The sequence below is a fragment of the Clostridium sp. 'White wine YQ' genome, from assembly GCF_028728205.1.
Classification (GTDB): domain Bacteria; phylum Bacillota; class Clostridia; order Clostridiales; family Clostridiaceae; genus Clostridium_T.
Genome location: NZ_JAQYUU010000001.1, coordinates 138700 through 164381, shown reverse-complemented (window position 1 = coordinate 164381; position 25682 = coordinate 138700). Strand labels below are relative to the sequence as shown.

At 29.0% G+C, this 25682-nt stretch carries 25 protein-coding genes; 3 read left to right on the top strand and 22 right to left on the bottom strand.

Annotation, left to right across the window (positions count from 1 at the left end; all coding sequences use genetic code 11):
* Window positions 1–21 precede the first annotated feature (21 nt).
* The 22 genes from PTZ02_RS00815 to PTZ02_RS00710 form a co-directional block, all read right to left on the bottom strand.
* Window positions 22–486: a pyridoxamine 5'-phosphate oxidase family protein gene (locus PTZ02_RS00815; protein WP_274225936.1), complete on the bottom strand. Its 465-nt coding sequence runs from the start codon at window positions 484–486 to the stop codon at window positions 22–24.
* 255 nt (window positions 487–741) lie between these two features.
* Window positions 742–1020, bottom strand: coding sequence for a hypothetical protein (locus PTZ02_RS00810; RefSeq protein WP_274225935.1), 279 nt, complete (start codon window positions 1018–1020; stop codon window positions 742–744).
* A gap of 294 nt (window positions 1021–1314) precedes the next feature.
* Window positions 1315–2973: a SulP family inorganic anion transporter gene (locus PTZ02_RS00805; protein ID WP_274225934.1), complete on the bottom strand. Its 1659-nt coding sequence runs from the start codon at window positions 2971–2973 to the stop codon at window positions 1315–1317.
* 141 nt (window positions 2974–3114) lie between these two features.
* Window positions 3115–4839, bottom strand: a complete 1725-nt coding sequence (locus tag PTZ02_RS00800; RefSeq protein WP_274225933.1) for a hypothetical protein — start codon at window positions 4837–4839, stop codon at window positions 3115–3117.
* 546 nt (window positions 4840–5385) lie between these two features.
* Entirely contained in the window at window positions 5386–6411 is a 1026-nt protein-coding gene (locus PTZ02_RS00795; protein WP_274225932.1) for an SDR family NAD(P)-dependent oxidoreductase, read from the bottom strand.
* A gap of 2 nt (window positions 6412–6413) precedes the next feature.
* Window positions 6414–7781, bottom strand: coding sequence for a UDP-glucose dehydrogenase family protein (locus PTZ02_RS00790; protein WP_274225931.1), 1368 nt, complete (start codon window positions 7779–7781; stop codon window positions 6414–6416).
* A 232-nt stretch (window positions 7782–8013) separates the two neighbouring features.
* Window positions 8014–8379 (bottom strand): sugar nucleotide-binding protein, encoded by a 366-nt coding sequence (locus PTZ02_RS00785; RefSeq protein ID WP_274225930.1) that lies wholly within the window; start codon window positions 8377–8379, stop codon window positions 8014–8016.
* Window positions 8380–8402: 23 nt separating this feature from the next.
* Window positions 8403–8618 carry a sugar phosphate nucleotidyltransferase gene (locus PTZ02_RS00780; protein WP_274225929.1) on the bottom strand — a complete coding sequence of 72 codons (216 nt, stop codon included), beginning with the start codon at window positions 8616–8618 and terminating at the stop codon, window positions 8403–8405.
* On the bottom strand, window positions 8618–8809 hold the full coding sequence (locus PTZ02_RS00775; RefSeq protein WP_274225928.1) for a sugar phosphate nucleotidyltransferase: 192 nt from the start codon (window positions 8807–8809) through the stop codon (window positions 8618–8620). Before PTZ02_RS00775 ends, PTZ02_RS00780 begins: the two co-directional genes overlap by 1 nt.
* Window positions 8810–8852: 43 nt before the next feature.
* The gene (locus PTZ02_RS00770) at window positions 8853–10271 is read right to left on the bottom strand and encodes a hypothetical protein (RefSeq protein WP_274225927.1); all 1419 of its coding nucleotides are present in this window, start codon (window positions 10269–10271) and stop codon (window positions 8853–8855) included.
* Window positions 10272–10387: 116 nt separating this feature from the next.
* Entirely contained in the window at window positions 10388–11467 is a 1080-nt protein-coding gene (locus tag PTZ02_RS00765; protein ID WP_274225926.1) for a glycosyltransferase WbsX family protein, read from the bottom strand.
* A gap of 74 nt (window positions 11468–11541) precedes the next feature.
* Window positions 11542–12198, bottom strand: coding sequence for an O-antigen ligase family protein (locus PTZ02_RS00760; protein ID WP_274225925.1), 657 nt, complete (start codon window positions 12196–12198; stop codon window positions 11542–11544).
* Window positions 12199–12755: 557 nt separating this feature from the next.
* Window positions 12756–13628 (bottom strand): glycosyltransferase, encoded by an 873-nt coding sequence (locus tag PTZ02_RS00755; RefSeq protein WP_274225924.1) that lies wholly within the window; start codon window positions 13626–13628, stop codon window positions 12756–12758.
* 3 nt (window positions 13629–13631) lie between these two features.
* The gene (locus PTZ02_RS00750) at window positions 13632–14747 is read right to left on the bottom strand and encodes a glycosyltransferase family 1 protein (protein ID WP_274225923.1); all 1116 of its coding nucleotides are present in this window, start codon (window positions 14745–14747) and stop codon (window positions 13632–13634) included.
* A 23-nt stretch (window positions 14748–14770) separates the two neighbouring features.
* Window positions 14771–15862: a glycosyltransferase family 4 protein gene (locus PTZ02_RS00745; protein ID WP_274225922.1), complete on the bottom strand. Its 1092-nt coding sequence runs from the start codon at window positions 15860–15862 to the stop codon at window positions 14771–14773.
* Between the two features lie 16 nt (window positions 15863–15878).
* A complete protein-coding gene (locus tag PTZ02_RS00740; RefSeq protein WP_274225921.1) occupies window positions 15879–16763 on the bottom strand; it encodes an NAD-dependent epimerase/dehydratase family protein in 885 nt (294 codons plus the stop codon).
* A 294-nt stretch (window positions 16764–17057) separates the two neighbouring features.
* The gene (locus tag PTZ02_RS00735; RefSeq protein WP_274225920.1) at window positions 17058–17717 is read right to left on the bottom strand and encodes a sugar transferase; all 660 of its coding nucleotides are present in this window, start codon (window positions 17715–17717) and stop codon (window positions 17058–17060) included.
* A gap of 58 nt (window positions 17718–17775) precedes the next feature.
* Complete coding sequence (locus PTZ02_RS00730; protein WP_274225919.1) at window positions 17776–18309, bottom strand: NeuD/PglB/VioB family sugar acetyltransferase; 534 nt, start codon at window positions 18307–18309, stop codon at window positions 17776–17778.
* Between the two features lie 149 nt (window positions 18310–18458).
* The gene (locus tag PTZ02_RS00725) at window positions 18459–19148 is read right to left on the bottom strand and encodes a CpsD/CapB family tyrosine-protein kinase (protein WP_274225918.1); all 690 of its coding nucleotides are present in this window, start codon (window positions 19146–19148) and stop codon (window positions 18459–18461) included.
* Complete coding sequence (locus PTZ02_RS00720; RefSeq protein WP_274225917.1) at window positions 19123–19875, bottom strand: YveK family protein; 753 nt, start codon at window positions 19873–19875, stop codon at window positions 19123–19125. Before PTZ02_RS00720 ends, PTZ02_RS00725 begins: the two co-directional genes overlap by 26 nt.
* A 607-nt stretch (window positions 19876–20482) precedes the next feature.
* Window positions 20483–21244, bottom strand: a complete 762-nt coding sequence (locus PTZ02_RS00715; protein WP_274225916.1) for a tyrosine-protein phosphatase — start codon at window positions 21242–21244, stop codon at window positions 20483–20485.
* Window positions 21245–21377: 133 nt separating this feature from the next.
* Window positions 21378–22409, bottom strand: a complete 1032-nt coding sequence (locus PTZ02_RS00710; protein WP_274225915.1) for a radical SAM protein — start codon at window positions 22407–22409, stop codon at window positions 21378–21380.
* A gap of 199 nt (window positions 22410–22608) precedes the next feature.
* Here PTZ02_RS00710 and PTZ02_RS00705 point away from each other — a divergent pair, with 199 nt between their 5' ends.
* From PTZ02_RS00705 to PTZ02_RS00695, 3 genes are all read left to right on the top strand, one after another.
* Window positions 22609–23181: a sigma-70 family RNA polymerase sigma factor gene (locus PTZ02_RS00705; protein ID WP_274225914.1), complete on the top strand. Its 573-nt coding sequence runs from the start codon at window positions 22609–22611 to the stop codon at window positions 23179–23181.
* Between the two features lie 199 nt (window positions 23182–23380).
* Entirely contained in the window at window positions 23381–24883 is a 1503-nt protein-coding gene (locus tag PTZ02_RS00700) for a cell wall-binding repeat-containing protein (RefSeq protein WP_274225913.1), read from the top strand.
* Between the two features lie 94 nt (window positions 24884–24977).
* Window positions 24978–25604, top strand: a complete 627-nt coding sequence (locus tag PTZ02_RS00695) for a hypothetical protein (protein WP_274225912.1) — start codon at window positions 24978–24980, stop codon at window positions 25602–25604.
* Window positions 25605–25682 lie beyond the last annotated feature (78 nt).

Genomic DNA, 25682 nt, shown 5'->3' with positions numbered 1-25682 from the left:
CAAGATTACTATGTCATTTTATTAACTTCTAGCTTTACCAGTGATATAGTGAATTTCAATCTTTACTATATTGGTAACTTCATGGGCTCTTTCTATATATTTCATTCCTTCTTCAGTAAACTCACTTGAATATTTATTGATAAAGGCCTTCAGAACTTCAATTTTCTCAGCTCCTGATATTTCTTTAGCTTCACCAAAAGCAATTACACTTTCATATTTTGTGGTAAACTTTTCAGGAACAGCTTGAACACTTCCTACAACTGTAAATGAAGTCTTAGGATTCTTTCTTAAAGAATCTATTTTAAATCCAACATTTGCACAATGAAAATAAATAGCCTCGTTCAGGTACACATAATTAACTGGCACTCCATAAGCATACCCATTTTCACCAGTAACAGAAAATATACCATAGTTTTCATGATCTAAGATTTTAACTATATCATCTTTCAATATTTCTCTTTCTTTTTTTCTCATTTCTCTAAACATACTAACACCCCTTTAACTTATATATATGGTTTTAATTCTAACTAGTCCACTCTAGCAGAAAAATATAAGAATTCAATCTACAAGGTAAATATTCTTTATTGAATATTATAATTCAAAATATCACTAATAGTACATGTCAAATTAATATAATTACTTGATTCTATCATAAAACCCTCTCTGTGACAATCAATCCCACGCTTTATAATATAGTAATTTCCCCATGAATTGTAAAATAAAAAAGCAATAGATTTTCCTCTATTGCTTTTCCTCAAAAATATCTTTTAATTTTAAATACTCATCTGAACTAACTGGAAAGTAAATTACCTTTTTAAAAAGCATTCCAACGTTTTCTCTATAAGCATAGAAAGTATCGTCAGTACCCCTTTTAAAATTTTTTGATGTTTTATTTTTTGCAATTATGTACTTTCTTCCATTATAATCTTCTGCCTTAAAGTAATCACCACAATCTTTTTTTATAATGCATCTCATTAGAATTATGTCTTCTAAGTCTTCAATTTTATTTAACAAATCCATATTTCCACACGCACTCCAATTCATTTATATCTATATAATAATTTTCGTAAAACTTTAAATAAATTTAAGGGTCTATAATAAAAAAACTTTTTTTAGTTCTATAAACTCTATTTCTTCGCATTTTATAAATGTTTATACTCATTATCATATACTATTTTCCAAAATACGTCAATTTGTCTTATGAATTTTTTACAAATTTCTTTATATTTTTCAACTCTTAGACTTAAACCAATTCACTATGCACTCATTACTACATTAAATTACTTCTTAAGTTTTTAAACTTCTATCTTTTAACTATGCACTCTGCTCTTTGCCATCTCCCAACCAGTTTGCTTGTTCGATTGCTTCAGTAATAGAACTGCAAAAATTGTCTTCTCCAATAATATCTACATATCCATACTTTTTAAGCATTTCCATAGGTTGATTTTGAGCTTCTAATATGATTAATTTTGTATGATGCTTTTTACAAATATCATATAACATTTCAAAGGAATGGTATGCAGTAGAATCCATAAATGGAACCTTACTCATTTTTATAATTAATATTTTTGATGGATTTCCCATCTCCCTTATTGCATTAACAAATTTATTTGCTGCACCAAAGAAAAATGGTCCAGTTATTTCAAAAATTGAAATATCCTCCGGAGTATTTACATTATCCACTAGTTCCATTACATCCTCGTCTTCTGAATCATCTAATAAATATTTAACCTCTGAGATTTCTGCCATCTTTCTCATAAATAAGAATGACGAAAGTACAACACCTACTCCGATTGCTACTACTAAGTCTAAAAACATGGTTAAGAAAAAGGTCACTAAGAATACTATAGCATCACTTTTAGGAGCTTTAAATATCTTTATAAATGCTTCCCATTCTCCCATGTTATATGAAACCATAACTAACACTGCTGCTAATGAAGCCATTGGAACAAGCTTTACATATGGCATAAATATCATCATTATAAATAAAACGCCTAAGGAATGAATTATCCCTGCCATTGGAGTTCTTCCACCATTTTTAACATTTGCTGCTGTTCTTGCAATTGCCCCAGTAACTGGTATTCCTCCAAAAATTCCTGAAAATATGTTAGCTAAGCCTTGAGCTATTAACTCCATATTTGAACGATGTTTTCCTCCAATCATTCCATCTGCCACAACAGCAGATAATAATGATTCAACTGAACCAAGAATAGCAATTGTAAGTGCTGGCATCATAAGATTTTCAATTGTATTCAAACTAACCTTTGGGAATATTGGTTTTGGAAATGCAGATGAAAGATTTCCAAATTCACTACCTATTGTAGTTACATTAAGCTTTAAAACCATATTAATTATTACTGCTACTATGATAGCTACAAACGTCCCTGGAATACGCTTATTTACTTTTGGCCAGAAAATAATAATTAATAGGGTTATAACTGATATTATAAGACTATTTACATTTAAAGTTTTTATATTTGATATATAAGATATCCATTTACCTGCAAAGTCAGAAGGTACATTTTTTATAGTTAAACCAAAAAAGTCCTTTACTTGAGTAGATAATATTACAATAGCAATACCACTTGTAAATCCGGTGGTTATAGCTGAAGGTATATATTTTAATAAACTTCCAAACTTAAGTAGTCCCATTATTACAAGAAAAATTCCTGCCATAATTGTAGAAATTATTAGCCCTTGAATTCCATACTTTTCTATAATTCCATATACAATAACAACAAAAGCACCAGTTGGCCCAGCTATTTGAACTCTGCTGCCTCCAAATAAAGCAACTATAAGTCCACCAATTATCGCAGTATAAAGTCCTTTTTCTGGTGATACGCCTGAAGCAATTGCTAGTGCAATAGATAAAGGTATAGCAATAATTGCTACTATGATTCCTGATATAAAATCTTTGAAGAACTGTTCTTTATTATAATTTTTAAAACACGTAACCGATTTTGGAACTAACACTAAAAACTCATCTCCTAATATTTATAATTTAAAACGTTAATATTATACCATAGCTTATAATAATAACTTCCTTTTATTGAATTTTAAGAAAATTCTATTAGTTCCACAAAAAAAACAGGAGCCCTAGGCTCCTGCATTATATTATTTATTTAGCTTAAATGAGGTTACTGATAATATTGTTTGATTTTCCATATCTGCATATTTTAATGTAACATTGTCTCCATCTCTTGCCAAAACTACATCAGCACTTACATTTTTGTTAATCATGAATATTTTATCATTATTCTCTAATTTAATGTAAAAGATGGCCTTTCCTTCTTCTGTTGTTTGATTTATTCTCCATATCTTTCCTGTAACTTCTTGTTCTTTAATGGTAGCTGCATTATTATCTATTTTAGCATCTGAGGATTCACTTATCTTTCCTTCTACTATTGCCTTTTTAAATGAATCTAGTAAATCTGCCTTGTTATCTGCTAAAATAGCATATTTACTCTCAGCTGCTACAAGACCAAGTTTAACGAAAGATCCATCCGTTTTATTTATTACAGGTATTATCCATGTGTCTACACCATAGATATTATATAATATTGGCTGTGATGTAGTCCAATTAGCTTTATCAGCTCCCAAAAGCTTTTCTACTGCATTCATAGCACCTTGTCCATTTAATAAACCTGGGGTTTTATAATAAATCATCTCCCCTGTTCTTGAATCCATAAGTGTATATCCTGTCATAGTTGTAGAATTATCTGAGGTATTGGTATGATCTGTAAAGAAATACATCTCTCCATTACTTCCCACTATAGGAATAACTTGATTCGATTCAATCTCCATGCCTTTTAGGTCTACTCCCGAACTCCAAGCAGTTGGAATGTGAACCTCTTTTTGTCCAATTTTAGAATTAATAAATCCTTTCTTATATAATCCAAAATACTGATTATATTGTTCTGCTACATTATAAGTGTATATCTGATCTATCCACTTAGGGGCATCTTCCTTACTATAAGTTTTGGTCTCACCAGTCTTTAAGTCATATGTTATGACTCCGTCAACTATATCTCCAGTTCTCCCAAATTTATAGTGACCATATGAACCTACATAATAAGGATTTAAATTGTCATCAAGTTCAACATTTGTATTTAATAAAACAGAATCCTGCTTAGCACTTCTCATCTTTCTATAGATGTTGTTATTGAATAATAGTGATTCACTATGATTAAAACTTACTTCTATAAGCTTTGGTTCTTCTAGTCTTTCTGCTGAAACATAAATTACTCCTGGTAATTCTCTATTCAATAAAGCTTTTATTGTTCCATCAAATTCAACTGGTGCTACATAATATGCTCCATTTGGAGTCTTAGTTAAATTCAATTGCCCTACTTTATAAAAACTTGGATTTGGAAGCGATCCAATTAAATTCTGCATTTGATAGTAGGCTGTTTCTGGTGGTACAATTATTATATTTTCTGTATTTGCTTTTGGAGATTTATCATTACTTTCCTTTGCTCCTACCATATTATATAATCCCTTAGCACTTGCAATGGAAAACGGTGCGGTATTATAAATCCCAGCTATAACTACTAAAATTAATGAAGCTAGTACTATTTTTTTAGGAAACTTTCCCTGTAAGCTTCTATTTGTATAACTTAACCCTGCTTCAATTAAAGCCATAATTATCTGAAATATACCTACAAATCCTAATATCGATATTATTAAACTTAAACTCTTATCTCTGTTTGCCACATAAAAGATTACAAAAGAAAATATTAATCCAACTATATATCTAAAAATATTATTTCCCTTTGTTGCCCTCTTAAAGTTAGGGTTTAAAAATAATATTGGAACCAAAAAATAAAACAATAAAAACATTTTCTTTACTCCTTTATAAGTTATTATATACCATATAAGAAGTATATCTACTTATCTCTCCGTTGTCAATATTTTTCATTGAAATATAATTTGTTATTTTCAATAAATATATTAGAACTACAATAGTTAACCAGCTACTTGTATCTCCATTTTTATCAAATAATTGTTACCTTATTGATAAAAATACATAATTTTATTCATATTGGTTATTACATTATATAAACTCAAGTAAGCGTCAAAATTTTAGCGACTTTGATAACTTCGAAGATAACATTTAACCATCTTTCTTTTTATACGAAAAAAGGTCATCACCTCGCAACCTTATAAGCTTACGAAAGTAATGATCTTTGAATTGTAGTAACTTAAAATTAATGATACCTCTCCATAGATTCTTTTACAAATTAAATGTGGTGCTTGCCAATTAAGACACTGAATTTATATATATTCTGCCTTTGTCTCTAAAACATGAAGATGTTCTTGCTCAATATAAATATTTTTCTCTTTATTAATACCTTCTCACAAAGCACTATATTTCATCTTTCAATTTTACTTCATCTTATAATACTCCACATACCAATCAGCAAATCTCTGCAAGCCTTCTTCTATACTCGTTGAAGGTTTAAATCCTACAGCTTCTTGAAGTTTGTCTGTAGATGCATATGTTGCTGGTACGTCTCCTGCTTTAAGTGGCTCAAATATCTTTTCAAACTCTACTTCTCTTCCTAATGCTCTACTTAAACATTTCTCTAATGTTATTATGAATGTCATTAGCTTTTCAGGGCTGTTATTTCCAATATTATATACACTATGAGGAACTTCTTCTTTCGATGGATTGTTAAGAAGTCTTTCAATCCCTTCTACTATATCATCCACATAAGTAAAATCTCTATATAAGTCATGTTCAAAGTCACCATTATTAAATATTTTTATTGGCTCTCCTTTAAAATACTTATCAGTAAATCCAAAGTATGCCATATCAGGTCTTCCCATAGGACCGTAAACTGTGAAAAATCTCAGTCCTGTAGCTGGTATCTTATAAAGATGGCTATAAGTATGCGCCATTAATTCATTTGACTTCTTTGTAGCAGCATAAAGTGAAACTGGATGATCTACAAAGTCTGATTCTTCAAAAGGTACTTTTTTATTTGAACCATATACAGAACTTGATGATGCATAGACAATATGGTCTACAGGATTATGTCTACAAGCTTCAAGTATATTAAAAAATCCTACTATATTACTTCCTATATATACATCTGGATTTTCTATTGAATATCTAACACCAGCTTGAGCAGCAAGGTTTACTACAATATTGGGTTTATACTCTTCAAAGGTGTCCATTATCATAGCCTTATCAGAGATATCACCTTTAATAAATGTAAACTTCTCAAAAGGCTTAAGCTTCTCTAATCTTGTATATTTAAGATTTACATCATAATAATCATTTATATTATCAATACCAATTACTTTACACCCTTTTTCTAAAAGCTTCTTGGATAAATAAAATCCAATAAAGCCTGCAGCTCCAGTAATTAAATATGTTTTATTATTATCTAACATTTTCAAACTCACCTTTACGCCTCCTTTGTTAATGCAACTTCAGCCATACCTTCAGTAGCTTTAACCATTGGTCTACCAATAGAATAGTATTCCACCCCTGCTTCTTTCATAGCTTTAACATTATATAAATTTCTTCCGTCATAAACTAAAGGCGTTTTCATAAGTTTCTTGTAATCCTCTGGCTGAAGTGCTTTAATTTCTCCCCACTCAGTAAATATAAAGCATACATTAGCTCCTTTTAAAGCTTCATCTATGTTATCAGCATATTTTATACTCCCTTGTCCATTTTTACCTTCTGGGAATCTCTTTTTAAAATTATCTTTACCAACTGGATCATAAGCATATACTTCTGCGCCATGATCTAATAATAAAGGTATATTTTCAAGTGATGGTGCTTCTCTTAAATCATCCGTTCCTGGCTTAAAGGTAAGTCCAAGTGCTGCTACTTTTAAACCATTAAAAGTAATAAGACGTCTGCAAGCCTTCTTATATAACTTTGTCTTTTGGTCTTTATTTACATCTATAGCAGCTTGTATTGTTCGAAGATTATATCCATTTTGCCTAGCTAAATATTCAAGAGCTTTTGTATCCTTAGGAAAACAAGAACCACCATAACCAATACCAGCATTTAAAAACTTACTTCCTATACGATCATCATAACTCATACCTTTAGCTACATCTTGTATATTAGCTCCAACAAGTTCACATAGATTAGCAATATCATTCATATATGAAATTTTAAGTGCTAAGAAATCATTTGATGCGTACTTTATCATCTCCGCAGAACGTCTGTTTACAGATACTATTGGAATATTAAAAGGTTCATATATCTTCTTAAGCATTTCTTCAGCCCACTTACTTTCAGTTCCAATTATAATTCTTGCTGCATGTAGTGTATCATGTACAGCTGTACCTTGTGCTAAAAATTCTGGATTTGATGCTACTTCTACTTTAACATTATTAACTAAAAAGTCTTTTATAAACTGCTCTACTTTATCATTAGTTCCTACTGGTACTGTAGATTTCACAACTACAAGACAATCTTTTTCTATGTTTTCTGCTATTTGTCTTGCCACTGTAGCTATATAACTAAGATTTGCAGAACCATCTGGTTGTTCCGGAGTTCCAACTCCTATAAAAATTGCAGCAGCATCTTTGTAAGCTGATTTATAATCTGTTGTATAATGAAGCCTACCTTGTGCATAATTTTTCTGCATTAATCCCTCTAAATCTGCTTCATATATCGGAGCTTCTCCCTTTTTCATTAGGTTAACCTTATTTTCATCGATATCTACACAGGTAACCTGATGACCAACTTCTGCAAAGCAAACCCCTGCAACTAAACCCACATAGCCTGTACCTGCAACTGCTATTTTGAACATAATACATTACCTTCCTTTTACTCTTAGTAATAGTTTAAACTGTCTTAAATATTATCTTAGCTTTAATAAATCACTTATTTTAAATACTTTTCAAGTGCTTCCTGCCATTCCCTAGTTATATCCCAAATACAATTCTCTAGTCCATGATTTCTAAGCACATAATACTTTGGGCTTTTAGCTGGTCATGGGAATTCATCTGTGGTACATGGTACAACTTCTATAGTTATTCCTTTTATTTAAACATTTCTTTAGTTAATTCATGCCAAGTACATTCGCACTTGCATGTACAGAAATATAAACCGTAAGTTTTATTTTCAATTAGTTTAATTATAACTCTAGCTAAATCCACTGTACTTGTAAGTGTTCCTTTTTTGTCACTTATAACCTTTAAAACTTTATTAGTTTCACTTAGCTTAAGCATAGTCTTTACACAGTTATTTCCATCTCCGTAGCGCCATGCTATTCTTATTATATAATGTTTTGAATTATATTCGCTTACTAAAATTTTACCTTTTAGTTTTGTACTTCCATATACTGTTTGTGGACTTACTATATTTGTTTCAATAAGCGTAGTATTTCTCTCTCCATCAAGTACCACTACTCCAAATTCTCTTGAACTAATTACATGGCATCAAAAATAGTAGCTTTATCTCTTTCTGCAGCTTTTTTAAGTCTTTCAATAAAGCTATAACAATATAAAAAGTTTTCCCCTAAAACAAAAGCTACCTTGTAATTTTCTATTAACTCTTCATCTATGATGAAAGTTTCTGCTAGTCCATTAGGTGAAGCTTGTACAGCATAAGATAATTCTAATTCATAATAACTACCATCATCCATCAATTCTTAATCGCAAGGAGAATTTCTTCCGTGGAAATTATATGTATCTCTTTAATTACTGCTAGTGTTAGTACTGATATTAGACAATACTTCATTTGTTTATCATAAATCGAAAGAATTTGTTTTGATACAGATTTAGTTGTTGGATAAAATTTTGTTCCAGAACCTCCTGCAAGTACAATACTTTTCACTTCAAATCGCCCATATTCTTTAATATAAGAATTTAATACAGACCTAAGTTTTCATTAATAATTTTATATTCTTAATTGTTTTTGTAATATCTTTTCGTTTTATAAATAAATATGCTATATATGCTACTATATATATAAAGACAGTAATCCAGGAGTCTATAAACCATCCTGTTAAAATAAAAATTAATGTCATAGTTAATTCTAATGCTATATCTTTATACAATGAAATATTTAAAATCTTAGACAAAAACATCTCTGCGAATATACATCTAAATGCTAAAAGAATAACAATTGATACAATTGCTAAATTCAAATTTTTAAATAATATAGTACTTAAAATAGTTAATATAATACTCAATACAAGTGATATTAAATTTATCTTTAACATCAATTTTTCTTTTCTTAGTGTTTTTAAGTATGTATTAATAAGTAATGCCATCTTCCCTTCAAACACACACATTGGGAAAACTAAAGCCATAAACATTAAGCTATCTGCATATTTAGGTAACCATGCTGACAATACAACTTTTAGCGGATAATATATAATAAGTGCACCCAACAATACTACCATCAAAAAATCTCTCATTGCTTCATATATACTTGATAATCTTTCCTCATTAGTCCTTCTCAAAATAGGAAACATAACAATTCCTATTGCATTTATAAATATCATCATAAGATTTGATATACTAAGAGTAAGGGAAACTTTACCAAAAGTCTTCACATTCCATGAACGTTCTACTCCAGCTCTTACAACTCCTATAATTAAATTACTTGCTATATTAGCAAATAATAATTTTATTCCTGCATTTATATTATCTTTTGTTTCCTTAAAACTAAAATAAAAGATTGAAAGTTTTCTTAAAACGATATCGCTACAACAATACATTGCGTACAACAAAGATATAGATTTACCAATCAAATCAGATAATACAATTAGTTTATAGCTCCTAAATCCACATATAATAATCACAATAGTCAGTAAAAAATAGAGTATTCTACTCATTGCTGTAATTTGTGCATACTCTTTAATTCTATTTGTAGCCTGCAAAATAAATAATAACATAGTTAATATATTCATTATTAATAAATTAATAGAAATCATTTTTAAGATAAATATCTTATCTATATCAGTGAACCATATTGGAAAAATAAAAAACATGATTGTCGCTAAAACTAATTGTAAAATAACCATCATATAAAACTGCGAAAAGAATAGTTTTTTATCTAATTCTTCATATTTTTTACCTCCATATCTCAAATATATACCATCATTCCAACCAAAATGTAAAAAACCTACATATGATGAATAGAATAAATATACTTGTAAATAGCCATATTCATTTACTCCGGTAAACCTTGGAACTACTAATATAACCAAAGAAGAAACAAGCATAGATAATAAGTTTGATACTAAAGTGTATGAAAAATTTTTAATAAAATTAATTGCTTTGCTACTCAATTATAAAACCTCAGATCCTAAATTTTCTGATAAAATTTTATTATCATTTTTTTGATATATTAATTATAACTTGTTCTTAAAAAAATAGATTAATATTTTAAATATAATAGTATTGGCTATTTTGAATTTACAACTCTACTTATTGCTTCTAAGTACTTATATCCATATTTCTCATCAGCCTCAAGATAAGCACCTTCACTCCATTCATTCCAAGCAGTTACAAAAATAAATTCACTACCTGAATATGAATTACTTTTCTCTATCAATTTTTGTAAATACCTCTCAAATTTTTCAGGAGATGATCCCTTATGAATAATTCCTTTTTTCCCCCACCTAGCCGTCGTATCCCAATCATTATAAGCTCCTAGATAAGTGGTAATTCTATTGTTTAAATTTTGTGATAATATTCTTTTCCATACCCTGTCATAATCACAAATTAAAGGTCTGTCTAAATACTCTTTGTATAAAACTCTTTTAAAATTATACCATTTGCTATAATCAAATTTTCTGCTTTTACCTAACGCAAAAGTTGGCTGATATTCAAATTGTGCATCAAATTTATATTTGTTTGATATAGCTACATCATCTTCATGCTTTAGAGTATTTACATAAAAAAGTCCATCCCAACCTTCATTTTTTGCTAATGAATCCCATAGCATTTTCATCTGTTCCCAACATTCTATATCCTTAGCATCATAAATAACCATCATAGGTTTGTTACCAATTTTAATATATCTTTTATCATTAAAAAATTGTTTTAAATAGTCAAAATGATTCTTCCAATCTAATTCTGTTCCATATGTTTGTTTAATTAAAATCTTACGATTTTTTCTACTTGTACTATTTGTCCAAGTATGGTTTGCCCAAGAAACACAGAATGGCATATCAATATTCTTATTTCTCAACATTTGTTCCATAGGTTTTTGCATAATTTGTTTTCCTTCAAACCAATAATGATAATAACAAAAACCATAAACACCATATTTTTTTGCTACTTGAGCCTGTCTTATTTGTTCTTCTTGATTAGTTAAATCATAATAATTTTTATTTAAAGGTACTCTAGGTTGATAATGATTTTTGAATAGAGGTTTAGATTTTTTACAACTTACCCATTCTGTATGTCCTTCTCCCCACCATTTATTATTTTCTTCTATTTCATGATATTGTGGCAAATATATTGCTATTATTTTCTTCATAATCGCTAAATCCTTTCATTAAACTAATAAAACTTGGTAATTATCGAAAAATATTTGAAAATTATAGTTCTTCATTAAAAGTCAACTTGGTTATCCTTATTTTCGATATATTTACATTGTGACATACCAAACCCGCAAATTATCCAAAAGAAAAAATCAAAATTAAACGCAAATAAATTTGGTTCTATCATGCCATTGAGTAAAATTAAAATTACAGATATATTAACTCCAAGTAAATTAGTAAACTTACTATTCTTATTGGTTCTTTTTATAATAACTAAAAATATCAAAAACAAAATTAATGTATTGAATACTCCCGCTTGTAATAAACTTTCTAATATTATGTTATGTGCTAGTTGTCCTAACTCTTCTACATAATTAACTCCAAGTCCTATTAACAAATTGTTTTTAATAAGATATATAGAATAATTATATAATTCGAATCTACCATTAAAAGCTGTAGACATATCTGAAATTGAGTTAGCATTTGTGATTTCCCTAAAAACGTTTATATATCTATTAAAATATTCGCTATTGAAATGCTTAATAATAAAAACAACTGAAATAAAAACTAGTAAAATAATAATCCCTTTAAAAATCTTATTTCGTTTATTATTAAATATTATTATCAAAATGAATATACTTAGCATTATTAACCCTGTATTTGAACGAGTCGCTAATATTGCAATCATACCTAAAAGCATTAATACAAATTTTTTTTTCTTATTCATTTCATTAAACCATATTAATGGCAAAAATAATAATATAAAGCATGCAATATAATTAGATCCACCTAATGGAATCCTAATGAACACTTTTATAAAATTAATATTATTATTAATTTTTAGAGCATTCAGAGCTGCGCTAATAGTTTGTAAGCATATAACTATATATGTAATTTTTATATATTTCATAAAAGAAATTTTATCAATTTTTAAATTTAAAAATATAGTATAACTCAAAAAACATATTATAACAGCCAAATATCTAGGCATCATAGCAATTGAATTTTGAAAAATCAATAATGATATTGTAAAAATAAAAATCCTTATTAGTAGAAGAAAACTTATAAAATCGAACTTTGCTTTCATTAAAATGCTTATGAAAATTATAATCAGTAATATAAAAATCACCGTGTATGAAACTTTAACATCTAAATTGAATTTTATAAAATTATAAGCTTCACTACTAGTAGTTAATAAAAATATTCCAAGTATAATATATAAAAGAAAAATTTGCACTTGCTTCACTGAAACACTTTTGTTATTTAACATAATTTTATCACCCTTTAGGAAAGATATTTCTTGCCCATTTTATGACTTCTAGCATCTAAATATCCTTTAACTGCATATATAAGCTTTTTCATTTTTAGATTCTCAAACAAAATAACCTTAATAATAAACTTATATAAATGTACATTTATAAATTTCTTAATTTCATTACCATATTTTATTTCTAAGTATTTTTGATTTCTAAATAAATAATAAGTTCTTATTGGATTTGCAAATGATGGATGAACAACCTTCCATAAAATCCTTCGAGGTTTCGAATTACCAAATTGTTGAAACAACTTAGCATCCTTAAGCTTAATAATTTTTCCACCCATATTATGAAGTTGTATGCAAATATCAATATCTACATGTGCAATAAACATATTTTCGTCAAATCCATTAGTTTGAAAATAATCATTAATGTCCATCATACTTCCTGAAGTCATTACCCAATTACACTCCTTATTCCCATTAGCAAGTTCAGTATACGCCTCCATCTTTTCTCCTGTTTTTTCATCAATATATACTGATACGGCATTAGCTCCAACTATAGAATAATGTTCCTTTGACTTTTCTATAAATTCAATTATAGTATCAACAGCTCCCTCATCAAAAATAGAATCTTGATCCATTGTTAAAACATAATTAAATCCATTATTTTGTGCCATCTCGCACCCTATTTTTAGTGCTTTTGCAAGTCCCTTATTACCATCTAAATACACATATGCAACTTTTTCATTTTTTTTAAGTCCATTCACAATATCTTTATTTACATTATCTGAATTATCAATTACAAATAATTTATCGATATTATTAATATAACTATCAATATTTTTTTTCACTTCACAATCAGGATTGTAAAGTACAACAACTCCAGCATATTTAAACACTCTTTAATTCCTCCAAGCCCTAATGTAGAAATTCTGTAACCATTCTGATGTTTGTTTAATGTCATATCCAGAATTCATAATTTGATCTCTTGTATTTTTTCTTTTACAATTGTCAAAATATTTTAATATCGTTTCTCCCCAATATCTATATGAATCTTTTAAAGATACATATTCAATAGTATTAGCAATGTTTGTTTCTCTAGGAACAGTATCTGAAACTACGCACTGAAGTCCCGATGCTTGAGCTTCTATTACAACAATTCCTAAGCCTTCATATAGTGAAGGAAAAACAAATATATCCATTGCCTGTAATAACTCTGGAATATCAGATCTTACTCCAGTAAAGATTACACTATTATCCAATCCTAAATCATTAACTTTCTTCTCTATTTTTTGTTGAAGTTCACCCTCACCTATCAACATCAAAACTGCCTTTGGTTCTTTTTCATGTACTTCTTTAAATATCTCAATTAAATAATTATGATTTTTTTGAAGATGAAACCTACCAATATGTCCAATAACAAAACTGTTTTCAATATTAAATTCTTTTCTTACTTTATCCCTAATTTCTTGATTGAATATATACTGTTTACTATTTATGGCATTTTTTATTATATGAAATTTTTTCTGTTTACAAGCTTTCTTCCCATATAACCATTCACCTGCAGTTAAAGAACAAGTAAATAAATAATCAGCTGTATACCGAATTGGATATTGCAGTATATTTTTAACAAATGCCGATAGTCCTTTACCTGATGATGTATTATGACTATGGGCAATAGTTTTCAAATTATTTCTCTTTGCAATTTTAAGATATATTGAAGCAGTACTTCTTACATGCCCATGAATGATTTTATATTCTGGATGTTCTTCAAAAAAACTATTCCAAACTTTTTTATATTGTATATGATTCTTTCCTTTGTATCTAGGGATACTATAAATTTTACCGCCTAAAGATTTTATCTCATCATCATAGTCACATTTATTTTCAGTATGTACAATAAAATCAAATTGGACTTTACTACGGTCAATATTACGATATAAGTTCATAACCATAGTTTCAGCCCCACCTCTATTCAGCCCTCCTAGTACATGTAATATTCTTATTGGATATTTCATCATATTCTCCTTAATTCTTTATATCAATGACTAATCTCTTCTATATAAGCCTTAATAACACTTTGCCTATCAAACTCTCTCTCAACTTTTTTCCTGCCAGCCAACCCCATTCGTTTTTTATCATTAAAATCCAATCTTAAAAAACTATCTACTTTATCTATCAAATCTTGAGAATTTCCAGTCTCAAACAAATAACCAGTCACACCATCGTCAATAACATCCTTAGAACCATTAATTTTTGAAGCAATACAAATTCTCCCCATAGCTGCTGACTCTAAAAGCACATTTGGTACTCCTTCACCACCATGAGATGGTAAAATAGTGCAATGACATTTTTGTATCCATGATTTAATATCCTTTTGAAATCCTATATAATTAATAATACCTTTTGCATGATAGTCATCAATTATTTCTTTATATTTGTCTTCTTCAATAAATCCTGCTATATAAAAATTTGTATTAGAATACTTCTCTTTAATTGACTTAGCACAATCAAGGTACTGCTTCATACCTTTTAACTCCATTATCCTCCCAATAAATATAAAATTAGTCTCATCCTTAGAGGGTAAATCACAAACCTCATACTGTTCTAAATTTACACCAGAACCAGGAAGCATTGCAAAATTGCTTCTAATCATATTGTTTTCAACAAAAAAATCTTTGTCCCCACTATTCTGAAAAAATACCTTATACGACTTCTTAAGCGAAATCTTATATAGTACCTTCGCAATCGTGCTAACTACATTCTTCTTCAAAAAAGTAGCTCCAGTTCCTGTTATATTACTCACCTGTCTATTCTTTGTGAAATTAGAAGCTATACATCCGTAAATATTGGGCTTAATTGTATATGAAAAAATAATATCTGGTTTTAATTGTTTCATTATTTTTACATAGTTTAATATAAGTCCAAAGTCCCTGATTGGATTTATTCCTCTGCGATCCACAGGAGTTTCTATAATTTTGCAACCCATATCAGTGAAAAAGTTATTTTCCTCAGCCTTTGGAATAGAAATAAAAACTTCATTTCCGTCCTCAACTAGCTTTACTACCAACTCTTTTCTGAAATTATATAATGTTATAAAGTGATTTGATAATATCAATATTCTTTTTGCCACTTTTTATAATCACCTGCTATCTATTTAGATACGCCTTAACTTCCCTTTCTATTCCGATTTCAAAGGACTCAGGTCTGTATTCAAAATCTATTTTTGCATCTTCATGTGAGAAGCACCTGTCTTCACTCATTCTCTGAACTTTTTCTATATAATCAACCTTACCCAAAGTTACCATTTTCAAAATTCTTGCTAAAAGCACTCCCCCCCATAATGGAAAGCTTATAAATACTGTTTTCTTACCAAGATTTTTGCTAATCAATCTAAAAGCATCTATTACTGTGATTGGCTTCTCTCCTGATAAGTTATATATAGTTTTTGCCTTATCCTTTGGCATCATAAAAACCTGATAATATGCTTTTCCTAAATCTCTAGCATTAACTGGCTGGATTAAACATTTACCATGATTAATTACAGGGAAAAGTCTAAATCTATCTATCATCTTAATGAATCTACTCATATTATGGTCGCATATATCGCCATATATCATAGTAGGCTGGAGAACCGTAATCTTTATATCAGATCCCCTTATCATTTCAGAAAGTTCTTTATCTATAATTTTATATTCCTCTGATGCACCCCTAAATTTAGAATATATTCCTGTGGTATGCACACAAATTGCTCTGGGCACCTTGTTATTGATTGCTGCCTTTATAATTCGTAGCGTATGTCTAATGTTAACAATGTGTACTACTGTGTCTACATCTTTCATACATTTATTAAGAAAAACTTCATCCGTGATATCACCAACAACATTCTCTATCTTAAGTGGGCTGCTATCCAGCATTGATGTATCAGAAGTTTCCCTAACAATGCAGCGAATATTTCCTTCATATTTATTATCAATAAGCTCTTGCAAAAAGTATCTGCCACTATGCCCTGTAATTCCAGTAACTAATACCATCTTTTCACCTCTAATCCCTTCCCCATTCTCACTTCAAGAACTCTCAATTTGCCGAATATTTTCTCTATTATAAAAATTCAACATCCATAAAACTCTTTAAACATAATTCTTTAAGTTTTGGATAAATTTCTTATACAATCTAATCCTTACTTCGTCATTACACACAAATCATAACGATATTCTTCGTAGCTTTGAATTTATGGATATAATTGTTATTATCTATGGCTAAATGGTAATTTAATAATAAAATTATTGATTCAAATTTTATTTATTTGTTCATAAATTTTCTAATCCCTATTGTCCTAAGGTATCGCTAGTTGATGTTGTCTCATTAGTCGTATGGATCTGTTGATACTCTACCATCTCTGTTCCGCCTTCTACAATACCCACTCTTTTTAAAACAAAACCAATAGTTTTGGTAAATACCCTTGCATCCATTTTAAATCCCAAGTTTTTAACATAATCACCATCATATCTTGCTTTATCTTCTATTGATATAGTATCTCTTCCATTTATCTGAGCCCATCCAGTAAGACCTGGTATTATGTCATTTGCTCCATATTTATCTCTTTCTTCAATTAAATCAAACTGATTCCACAATGCTGGTCTTGGTCCTATTATGCTCATTTCGCCTTTTATAATATTTATAAGCTGAGGTAACTCATCAAGGCTTGTACTTCTTAACATTTTGCCACTTTTTGTTATGAAATTCTCTGAGTTTTTAAATAAATGAGTTGGCATATCTTTGGGAGTATCCCCCCTCATAGTTCTGAACTTTAATATCAGAAATTCTTTCTTATTTTTACCTATTCTTCTTTGCTTAAATAATATCGGTCCAGGTGAATCTATTTTAATTAAAATACCTATTATTAAAAATAAAGGACTTAGTAAAATAAGTGCTATTAGTGAAAGTAAAAAATCGACCATCCTCTTTATCATTATATAAATCTTCATATACCAAATCTCCCTCATGAATTCTATATATCTTATCTTTAAGTAATTTAAAATTACTTTAAATACAAAAACCTTCTTTAACTAGTGAACCTGCATCTATATAAGTAAGGTCACTAATTGTGCACATACTTCTGACAATTGCTCCACTAGAAACATGAACTCCATTTCCTAGTTTACAATCGTGGTCAATAATTGCACTTATATTAATAATGCATCCATTTCCTATGCTTGTACATGTATTAACAACAGCACCAGCCAAAATTACAGTTCCTTCATTTATAGTTGCATATTTACTTATGATCGCTTTAGGGTGAATGATCACTGCTAATTTATAGTTTTCTTCTTTTAATTTATCTATAAGTCCTAACCTAATTTCATTGTTTCCAACAGCAACAATCACGTAATTAAATTCATTTCTTAACTTCTTATAATCAGCTATTTTTCCAATAACATTAAAATTCAGAACCTCATCCAAATCATCTCTATCATCTAAAAAAGCTATATTATCCCATATACCCTGAAGTTCTGCAGCTTCAGCTACAACTCTTCCATGGCCTCCCGCACCTAGTATAAGCAAGTTATTTTTCTTCAATTCTAAAAACATCTCCTATAACTTTAAATTAATTATATTTGAATTAATAATTATTCCATAGTTTACCATATATATTTGAAAAAATTTTAGAAATAGTCTTCCCTTAGGCTACTTCTAAAATATAAAAATTACTATTAAATACCTGAATCTTAATCTTCTGAATAATAGCTATTATAATATTTACTGCTTCCATAGCCATATCCTCTAGCATTATCTGGCATCTTATTTTCTACTACCCCTAGTATTTTAGCTCCTACCTTAACTAAAGAATCTTTTGCTTTTAATATAGCTGCCTTTTCAGTTGTTCCATAAGCTGCAACTATTAAAGTTCCATCTATAGAAGGTATTAAAACAAATGTATCAGAAACTACCAAAATAGGTGGTGTATCTATTAGTATTACTTCAAACGCTACTTTAAGATCTGCTAATAACTTTTTCATATTCTTGGATCCTAACATTTCTGAAGGGTTAGGCGGAATTGGCCCGCTAGGAATTATTTCAAGATTAGGTACATCTACTTTAAAAACGCTCTCCTCTATTGTACTTTCTTTAAGTAATAGTGTTGTTAATCCATGTGTATTAGAAGCACCAAACTTTTTATGGACTGTTGGTTTTCTAAGGTCACAATCTATAAGCAATGTCCTTTTACCTGCTTGAGCCATTGCAACCGCTAGGTTCGCTATTACAGTGCTTTTTCCTTCTCCTGGTCCGCAAGAAGTTACAGCAATAATACTTGACTCCTGATCAACTAGTGAAAACTGGATATTACTTCTTAAAGTTCTGTATGCTTCTGATACAGAAGACTTAGGATCGTTATATATTACTATGTCTTTTATCACGTTTTCCACCTCTTCCCTTTTTGCTCTTAGTTTCTATTGCTCTTCCCTTTTTACCCTTTACTTCAATTAATGGTATGTTTCCTATTACAGGTAGTTCTAATAATTTTTCCAACTCATCTGGATCTTTAACAGTATTATCCAAGTATTCAAGTAAGAATACTAACCCTACCGAAATAAAGATTCCTAAAATAAATGCTATCCCTATATTTAAAAATGGTTTAGGACTAATAGGTGATGAAGGTAAAACTGCATCATCAACTAATTGAACATTGTCCACATTTTTTATTTTTTTAGTAACAGTCTTTAGTGACTTAGCCACTTGATTAGCTATATCTTTAGCTTCATCTGAACTTTTTGACTTAACAGATATGGTTAAAAATTCAGTATCTGAACTAGGCGTAGCTGTAATCATATTATTAAGCTCTTCTGGAGTTTTATTTAATTTAAGCTCGTTTACTACATCTTCTGCCACCGCTCTAGACTTTGCATAAATGCTATAAGTTTTAACGAGTTTTTGATACATCAAGACATCATTATAATTCTGATTACCAGTATTTTTATCTGTATTTACTTGATTGTTACCAATATCTACAGATATGCTTGCCTGATAAGTAGGTTTTATAACAAAAAAACTTATCACCCCACTAACAAATACTGCTGCAAGAGTTATTAAAAATATCAGTAGTAATCTCTTTTTAATCAATTGTATATATTCTTGTAATTCCATCTTGCTCCTCCATTTTTTTGCATTCCATCAGTAATTATATCATTTTATATTTATGTTTATAACTTAAAATCATCCAAAATAATTGAAATAACTAATATTTTGTCCATTTTTCTCGTTATTTCACATGATTTCCATAGTTTTTCTAGGTCTAAGGAAATAAATGGTTCGTTAATTATTCGCTCTCTAAAACTCCATATTATTCCTTAAGAGTTAAAATAATTATAAATATTTTAAAACTATTGATACTATGTTATAAATTTAGAATATAATAATAATTTATATCACTACTTCAATGTTACAAAAAATTCACAATTCCTTCAAATGTAATTCTTGGTATATAGCCTAACATAGTCTCAATAAATCCTTAATACTTTAAATTTCAAGTTTTTCTTTAATTATTATGATTTATTTAAAAAAATATATCTTTACCTTTATTTTACATTTCGCTCATAACATGTTACCACATAAGTAAAATAAATCAAATACTATTTTCAAAAATTAAATAAATTTTTGAAAATAAAAAGCAAAGGTACCTCCCCTTTGCTTTCATAATAGCCATTAAAACTCCACTAGATTTTATGTTTATCTGGATTTCACGTCAAACTCTTTATTTTCTTTTTAAAAATCCAAATATTGACTTTGAACTCTTTTTTAGTTCATTTATCTCAGGAAGTTCAATATCTTCACCTAATAAAACCTTTTTTTCATTTTTATCTATCCATGTGCTTAAACTAGGATTTATTTCCTCTAACCTGTTTCTGCCACTTTTAATATTAGTTTTCCTTCTTGAATCATTATGTCCGTCGCTTCCTAGAATATGGATCATATTTCTTTTAGCTAATATTTCCGAAATGTCTCTAGGCTCTTTTCCGTACTGTCCCACAAGAGAACCTGCATTTACCTGAAGTAAATATCCTTCTTCTATCCAATCTTCTAGGATATCTATATTATTCATAAGTTTAAGATTTCTTTCTGGATGAGCTATTATAGGTTTAACACCAAGTATGGATAATTCATAAAGTACATCATTAGAATATCTTGGAATTTCCCGCATAGGGAATTCTATCAACATATATGGTCCATTATTGATTCCCCATATTTTCTTTTCTTTAAATAACTCGGGTAACTTCAAATCCATATATACCTCAAGTCCAGATACTATGTTAATCTCACTCTTAGCCCTTAACTCTTCAATCTTGCTAGAATATTCTTCAAGACTCACCTCATAATTTCCTAATATAAAATGAGGTGTAGCACATATATATTCAGTTCCTTCTTCTTTAGCATTCTCTATCATGCTAAGAGACATATCTATATCTTTAGAACCATCATCAATCCCATATATAATATGTGAATGAAAGTCTATCATATGTTCCTCCTCCTTATACGAAAGTTCAAATTCAGATGTTGATATAACTACTTGTAATTCAAATCATATTGCTATTATATCAAATTTATTAGCCATTTTGAATAACTTAACAACAATAACATAGCTATAAACTTTAATTATATGTACTATTAAATAGACTTTTTAAGAAGCTTGAAATATATTTAGTCTCATTTTTCTTACTTATAAGTTCCTCGTAAAGACTCCATATTTGATTTAAATGATCATCAATTGCACATTGATCCATCTTTTCAAATTCCTCTGAAGTCCTATTACAAATGTTTGCAGTTAAAATAACCTTATGTAAGTTTTGTTTTTCAAAAAACTCACATGTTTCTTTTAAATCAGTCCTAAAATCATAAGGAACTATAATTCCTATATCACCATAAGGATAAACCTCTTTGCACTTCTTCAAATTTAATAGAATGCTATTATACTCATTTTTATTTTCTTCACTCACATATCTTTTATAATTACTTTCAGGCCCATAGAACTTAACAAAAATCTTAGAATTGTGTATTAATAAAAACCTAACATTTTCTTCAGTAAGTAAATTTCCATTAGTTATTATATTAAAAGAGATTTCATTTTGGAATTTAAGATTACAATAATTCATAATTGTTTTTATTTCCTGAAATTTAAGTAATGGATCTCCCCCATAAAAAGTAATAATGTATTTATTAATAACTTTATTTTGATTAAATCTCTGCATTTTTAAGAAAAAAGTATCCAACGTTTTTAACGCCAATTTTTTGCTAATTGATTTTGAAGAATTACATTGCTGTTTACAATATTTGCACTTTTCTATACACTTGTTAGTTACATTTATCATAAGTTCTACCTTATTTCTACAAATAAATACTTTAAATCTATCATCTAAAAGAAAATCCTCTAATAAATATATTTTTTCATTATTATTAATATTAAAAATTAACTTATTAAGTGTATGTAAATTATCTATAACTGCCAAACATCCATTTGGTATTATATATTTTCCCTGTTCATTCTTACTTAGTTCACTATATTCACCCTCAAAATTGCCAAGATTGCCTTCTCTTGCACTTCTAATAATTTCAGACTTTTTTTTAAGCTCATCTTTTAACGTTCTAAACTTTTCTATAGTGAAAGATGAATCTAAACTAACCATATAATTATCCCTCCATAAAATCCCACTTGCCTAAAATTTTTGCATTTTGAGGAAATTTATAAGCTTTCATTATTTATTTCAACTAATTTATCGTCTTTTTTTTACTCTTCTTAACAATTTATTCAGGAATATCTCACATATCTTCATTTCTCTGTAATAATTTAACATATTTTTTCGTTTTAATATTGGGAGGGGTTATATGGAAGATTATTTATTAACATTAGTAAAGAAATCAAAATTAAATGATATGCATTCTATGGAAGAAATTATTAGCTTATTTACACCTTTAATAAAAAATAGAACAAAAAGCCTATATATTAAAAATCACGATGAGGATGATTTAATGCAAATTGGACGAATTAGCATAATAAAAGCAATTAATAAATACGACATTAGTAGAGGCTCCGCATTTATTTCTTATGTGAAAAATACTATTGATAAAAACTACTTTTATGAAATACGAAAAAATACTAAGTGTGTTTATGAAACGAGTATCCCCCTTGCTATAAAGCATAGTAAATTCTGCAATAGCTTATTTATGTCCGAAGAAAACATTGAAGCTAATTTCTTAGATAAAGAACTCCATTATAAGCTTTCAAAAACACTTGCTTCTCTATCTACTACAGAAAAAGAATTAATTGAGTATGTGTATTTTAAAAATACATGGGGAGGTCTTACTCTCTATTCAAAAGAAAAAGCATTACCTTATAGTGAAGTACTTACCTTAAGAAATAAAATACTGTCAAAATTGAAGAATGCATTAACTCTTTAATCTATTTCCACTTTATTGTAAGTTTTAATTCTATTAAACATTGTGTATAATTATTATGTCAATAAAATCAAATTATAGGGTTTTAAGTTCAACTAATAATTTACTCATGCTTGAAAATGTTCAGATACCGACATTTTCAAACACGAATAAATTAATTTTCCTATAATAAACCCTAAATAAAAAGAGGTGAAGAGAATTAATGTTTAAAAATCTAAAGAAAGTTTTTTCTTTAATACTAATAGCAGTTTTATCAATTCCTGTTATTAGTGTACAAGCTGCCCCAAAGCCAATTCCAATAATCGCTCCTCCAACTGCTACTCAAAGTCAGATGGAAACTTGGGCTAAAAATCACGGAGCAACTGATACTTTTATAGGCTTAGCTAAGTTATACTATACCTATGCACCTAGTCATGGAGGTATTGATCCAGTTGTCGCTTATGCTCAAGCAGCAAAAGAAACAGCCTTTGGTAATTTTGGTGGTGTTATAGATGCAAGCTTTAACAATCCATGTGGTTTGAAAATTACTAACGGTGGAGATGATACTGATCCTGCTGCCCATCAACGTTTTGCAAGTTGGACTGAAGGCGTAACTGCTCATTTAGATCATTTAGCTCTATATGCAGGAGCTGCAGGATATCCAAAAGCAGATGGACAAACTTCTGACCCTAGACACTTTCCTTTTCTATATGGCACTGCTGGAAATTCAGTTGCTAGCTTAGGCGCAAAATGGGCTCCAAGTTCAACTTATGGAGCTGAAGTCATTAATTACATTAACGAAATAAACAATAACTTCTATGCAGCAAAAATTCTTCCTAATCGCTTATCAGGTTTAGATAGATTTGCTACAGCTGTACAAATAAGTGCTTCAGGTTGGACTACTTCTGATAATGTAATTCTAGCTTATGGTCTTGATTTCCCTGATGCACTATCTGGAGTTTCCTTAGGATATATAAAAGATGCACCTATATTATTAACTGAAAGCAAATCAATTCCTCAATGTACATTAGCTGAGATTACAAGGCTACAAGCCAAAAATGTATTTATATTAGGAGGAAATGGCGTAGTAACTCCTCAGATAGAAAATACACTTAAAGCTAAAAATCTAAATGTGGTTCGTCTTCAAGGTACAGATAGATTCCAAACTGCAGTAGCTATAAGTAATGAAGTTATGAAAAGTAATACTACAAAAACTGCTGTTATTGCAACTGGTCTTGATTATCCTGACACTATATCCATAAGCCCATATGCAGCATTTAACAAGTATCCGATATTATATACTTTTACTAACGAATTAAATTCTGACACAAAGAATTTTCTAATAAAATACGGAATTAAAAATGTAATTATTCCTGGAGGTACGGGAGTAGTTTCAGCAAATGTTGAATCTCAAATAAAAGCACTTGGAATCGCAGTTTCTAGAGTGTTTGGTCAAGATAGATATCAAACTGCTGTAAATATAACTACTACTTTTAGTGAAAGTTTCAAGAGTGGAGTATTTATTACCATCGGAAGTGATTTCCCTGATGGCTTAACTGGTGGTGTACTGGCAGCTAAAAGGAATATGCCAATGCTTCTAGTGGAAAAAAATTCCATAGATAATAATACCTTAAGATATATTAAATCTAATGGAGACATTAATTTATATGTCTTAGGTGGAACCGGAGTAATTTCTGATAATTTAATTAACCAAATTAAAAATTAATATGTCTATTAAATAACATATATTTTATTTATGCTACCTCCAAAATATGCTATAATTATATATATATAACATTCATATTTTTGGAGGTGGTATTATGAAAAGATTATTAAACGTAGTATTAGTTTTAATTGTATCCACATTTGCTCTTTTTGCATGTACATCTAAAAATGCAGCATCTTCTCCTAAATCAACTACTCCTGACAGCACTATTGAGAACGTTTCACAGAAAGAAGATGTTAAACCAGCTACCTCGAATACAGAGACTAATACTCAAGCAAATAGTTCTACAGAAATCAAGACTATTTCAATGGAAACTTTTATTATTTATGATGTTAATGAAGACAATATGAAGCTAAAAGAAAATTATAAGTATACAATAAATAAAGATTTAGATATATATTCAAAAGTACAAACTATTTCTTCAGAGGTTATGCATAACTACTTTAATGGGCTTCAATATGCTGTTACATTTAAAGAAATTAATAATAAGATAATCGTTGTTATTAATCTTACAGATGATAAAATGCCTACTGATGAGAATAGTTGGTACCAAAAATTTCAAGGTTCTACTGGAGCAAATATTAATTTTAAAAGAATTTCAGAAAACATTCTCCAGAGACAATATACAGGCACATGGATAAACGGTGTAGAGATTTTATATAATGGAAAAACTCCTGAATTCGAACATGTTCCTGAAATGAGTAATACTATTAATAGATAAATGTGACTTAAAAGCAAATCATAATAGTATGTTCTAAAAATACTAAGAACCATATCAATCTTCATATAGATATTGATA

Excerpts from the sequence above, each read along its gene's own strand:
- PTZ02_RS00815 (WP_274225936.1), bottom strand. The coding sequence starts at position 486 with ATGTTTAGAGAAATGAGAAAAAAAGAAAGAGAAATATTGAAAGATGAT.
- PTZ02_RS00810 (WP_274225935.1), bottom strand. The coding sequence starts at position 1,020 with ATGGATTTGTTAAATAAAATTGAAGACTTAGAAGACATAATTCTAATG.
- PTZ02_RS00800 (WP_274225933.1), bottom strand. The coding sequence starts at position 4,839 with ATGTTTTTATTGTTTTATTTTTTGGTTCCAATATTATTTTTAAACCCT.
- PTZ02_RS00790 (WP_274225931.1), bottom strand. The coding sequence starts at position 7,781 with ATGTTCAAAATAGCAGTTGCAGGTACAGGCTATGTGGGTTTAGTTGCA.
- PTZ02_RS00780 (WP_274225929.1), bottom strand. The coding sequence starts at position 8,618 with ATGGATGATGGTAGTTATTATGAATTAGAATTATCTTATGCTGTACAA.
- PTZ02_RS00765 (WP_274225926.1), bottom strand. The coding sequence starts at position 11,467 with ATGAAGAAAATAATAGCAATATATTTGCCACAATATCATGAAATAGAA.
- PTZ02_RS00760 (WP_274225925.1), bottom strand. The coding sequence starts at position 12,198 with ATGAATAAGAAAAAAAAATTTGTATTAATGCTTTTAGGTATGATTGCA.
- PTZ02_RS00750 (WP_274225923.1), bottom strand. The coding sequence starts at position 14,747 with ATGAAATATCCAATAAGAATATTACATGTACTAGGAGGGCTGAATAGA.
- PTZ02_RS00740 (WP_274225921.1), bottom strand. The coding sequence starts at position 16,763 with ATGGTATTAGTTACTGGAATTACAGGGCATAGTGGCAGATACTTTTTG.
- PTZ02_RS00735 (WP_274225920.1), bottom strand. The coding sequence starts at position 17,717 with ATGAAGATTTATATAATGATAAAGAGGATGGTCGATTTTTTACTTTCA.
- PTZ02_RS00720 (WP_274225917.1), bottom strand. The coding sequence starts at position 19,875 with ATGGAATTACAAGAATATATACAATTGATTAAAAAGAGATTACTACTG.
- PTZ02_RS00715 (WP_274225916.1), bottom strand. The coding sequence starts at position 21,244 with ATGATAGACTTTCATTCACATATTATATATGGGATTGATGATGGTTCT.
- PTZ02_RS00710 (WP_274225915.1), bottom strand. The coding sequence starts at position 22,409 with ATGGTTAGTTTAGATTCATCTTTCACTATAGAAAAGTTTAGAACGTTA.
- PTZ02_RS00705 (WP_274225914.1), top strand. The coding sequence starts at position 22,609 with ATGGAAGATTATTTATTAACATTAGTAAAGAAATCAAAATTAAATGAT.
- PTZ02_RS00700 (WP_274225913.1), top strand. The coding sequence starts at position 23,381 with ATGTTTAAAAATCTAAAGAAAGTTTTTTCTTTAATACTAATAGCAGTT.
- PTZ02_RS00695 (WP_274225912.1), top strand. The coding sequence starts at position 24,978 with ATGAAAAGATTATTAAACGTAGTATTAGTTTTAATTGTATCCACATTT.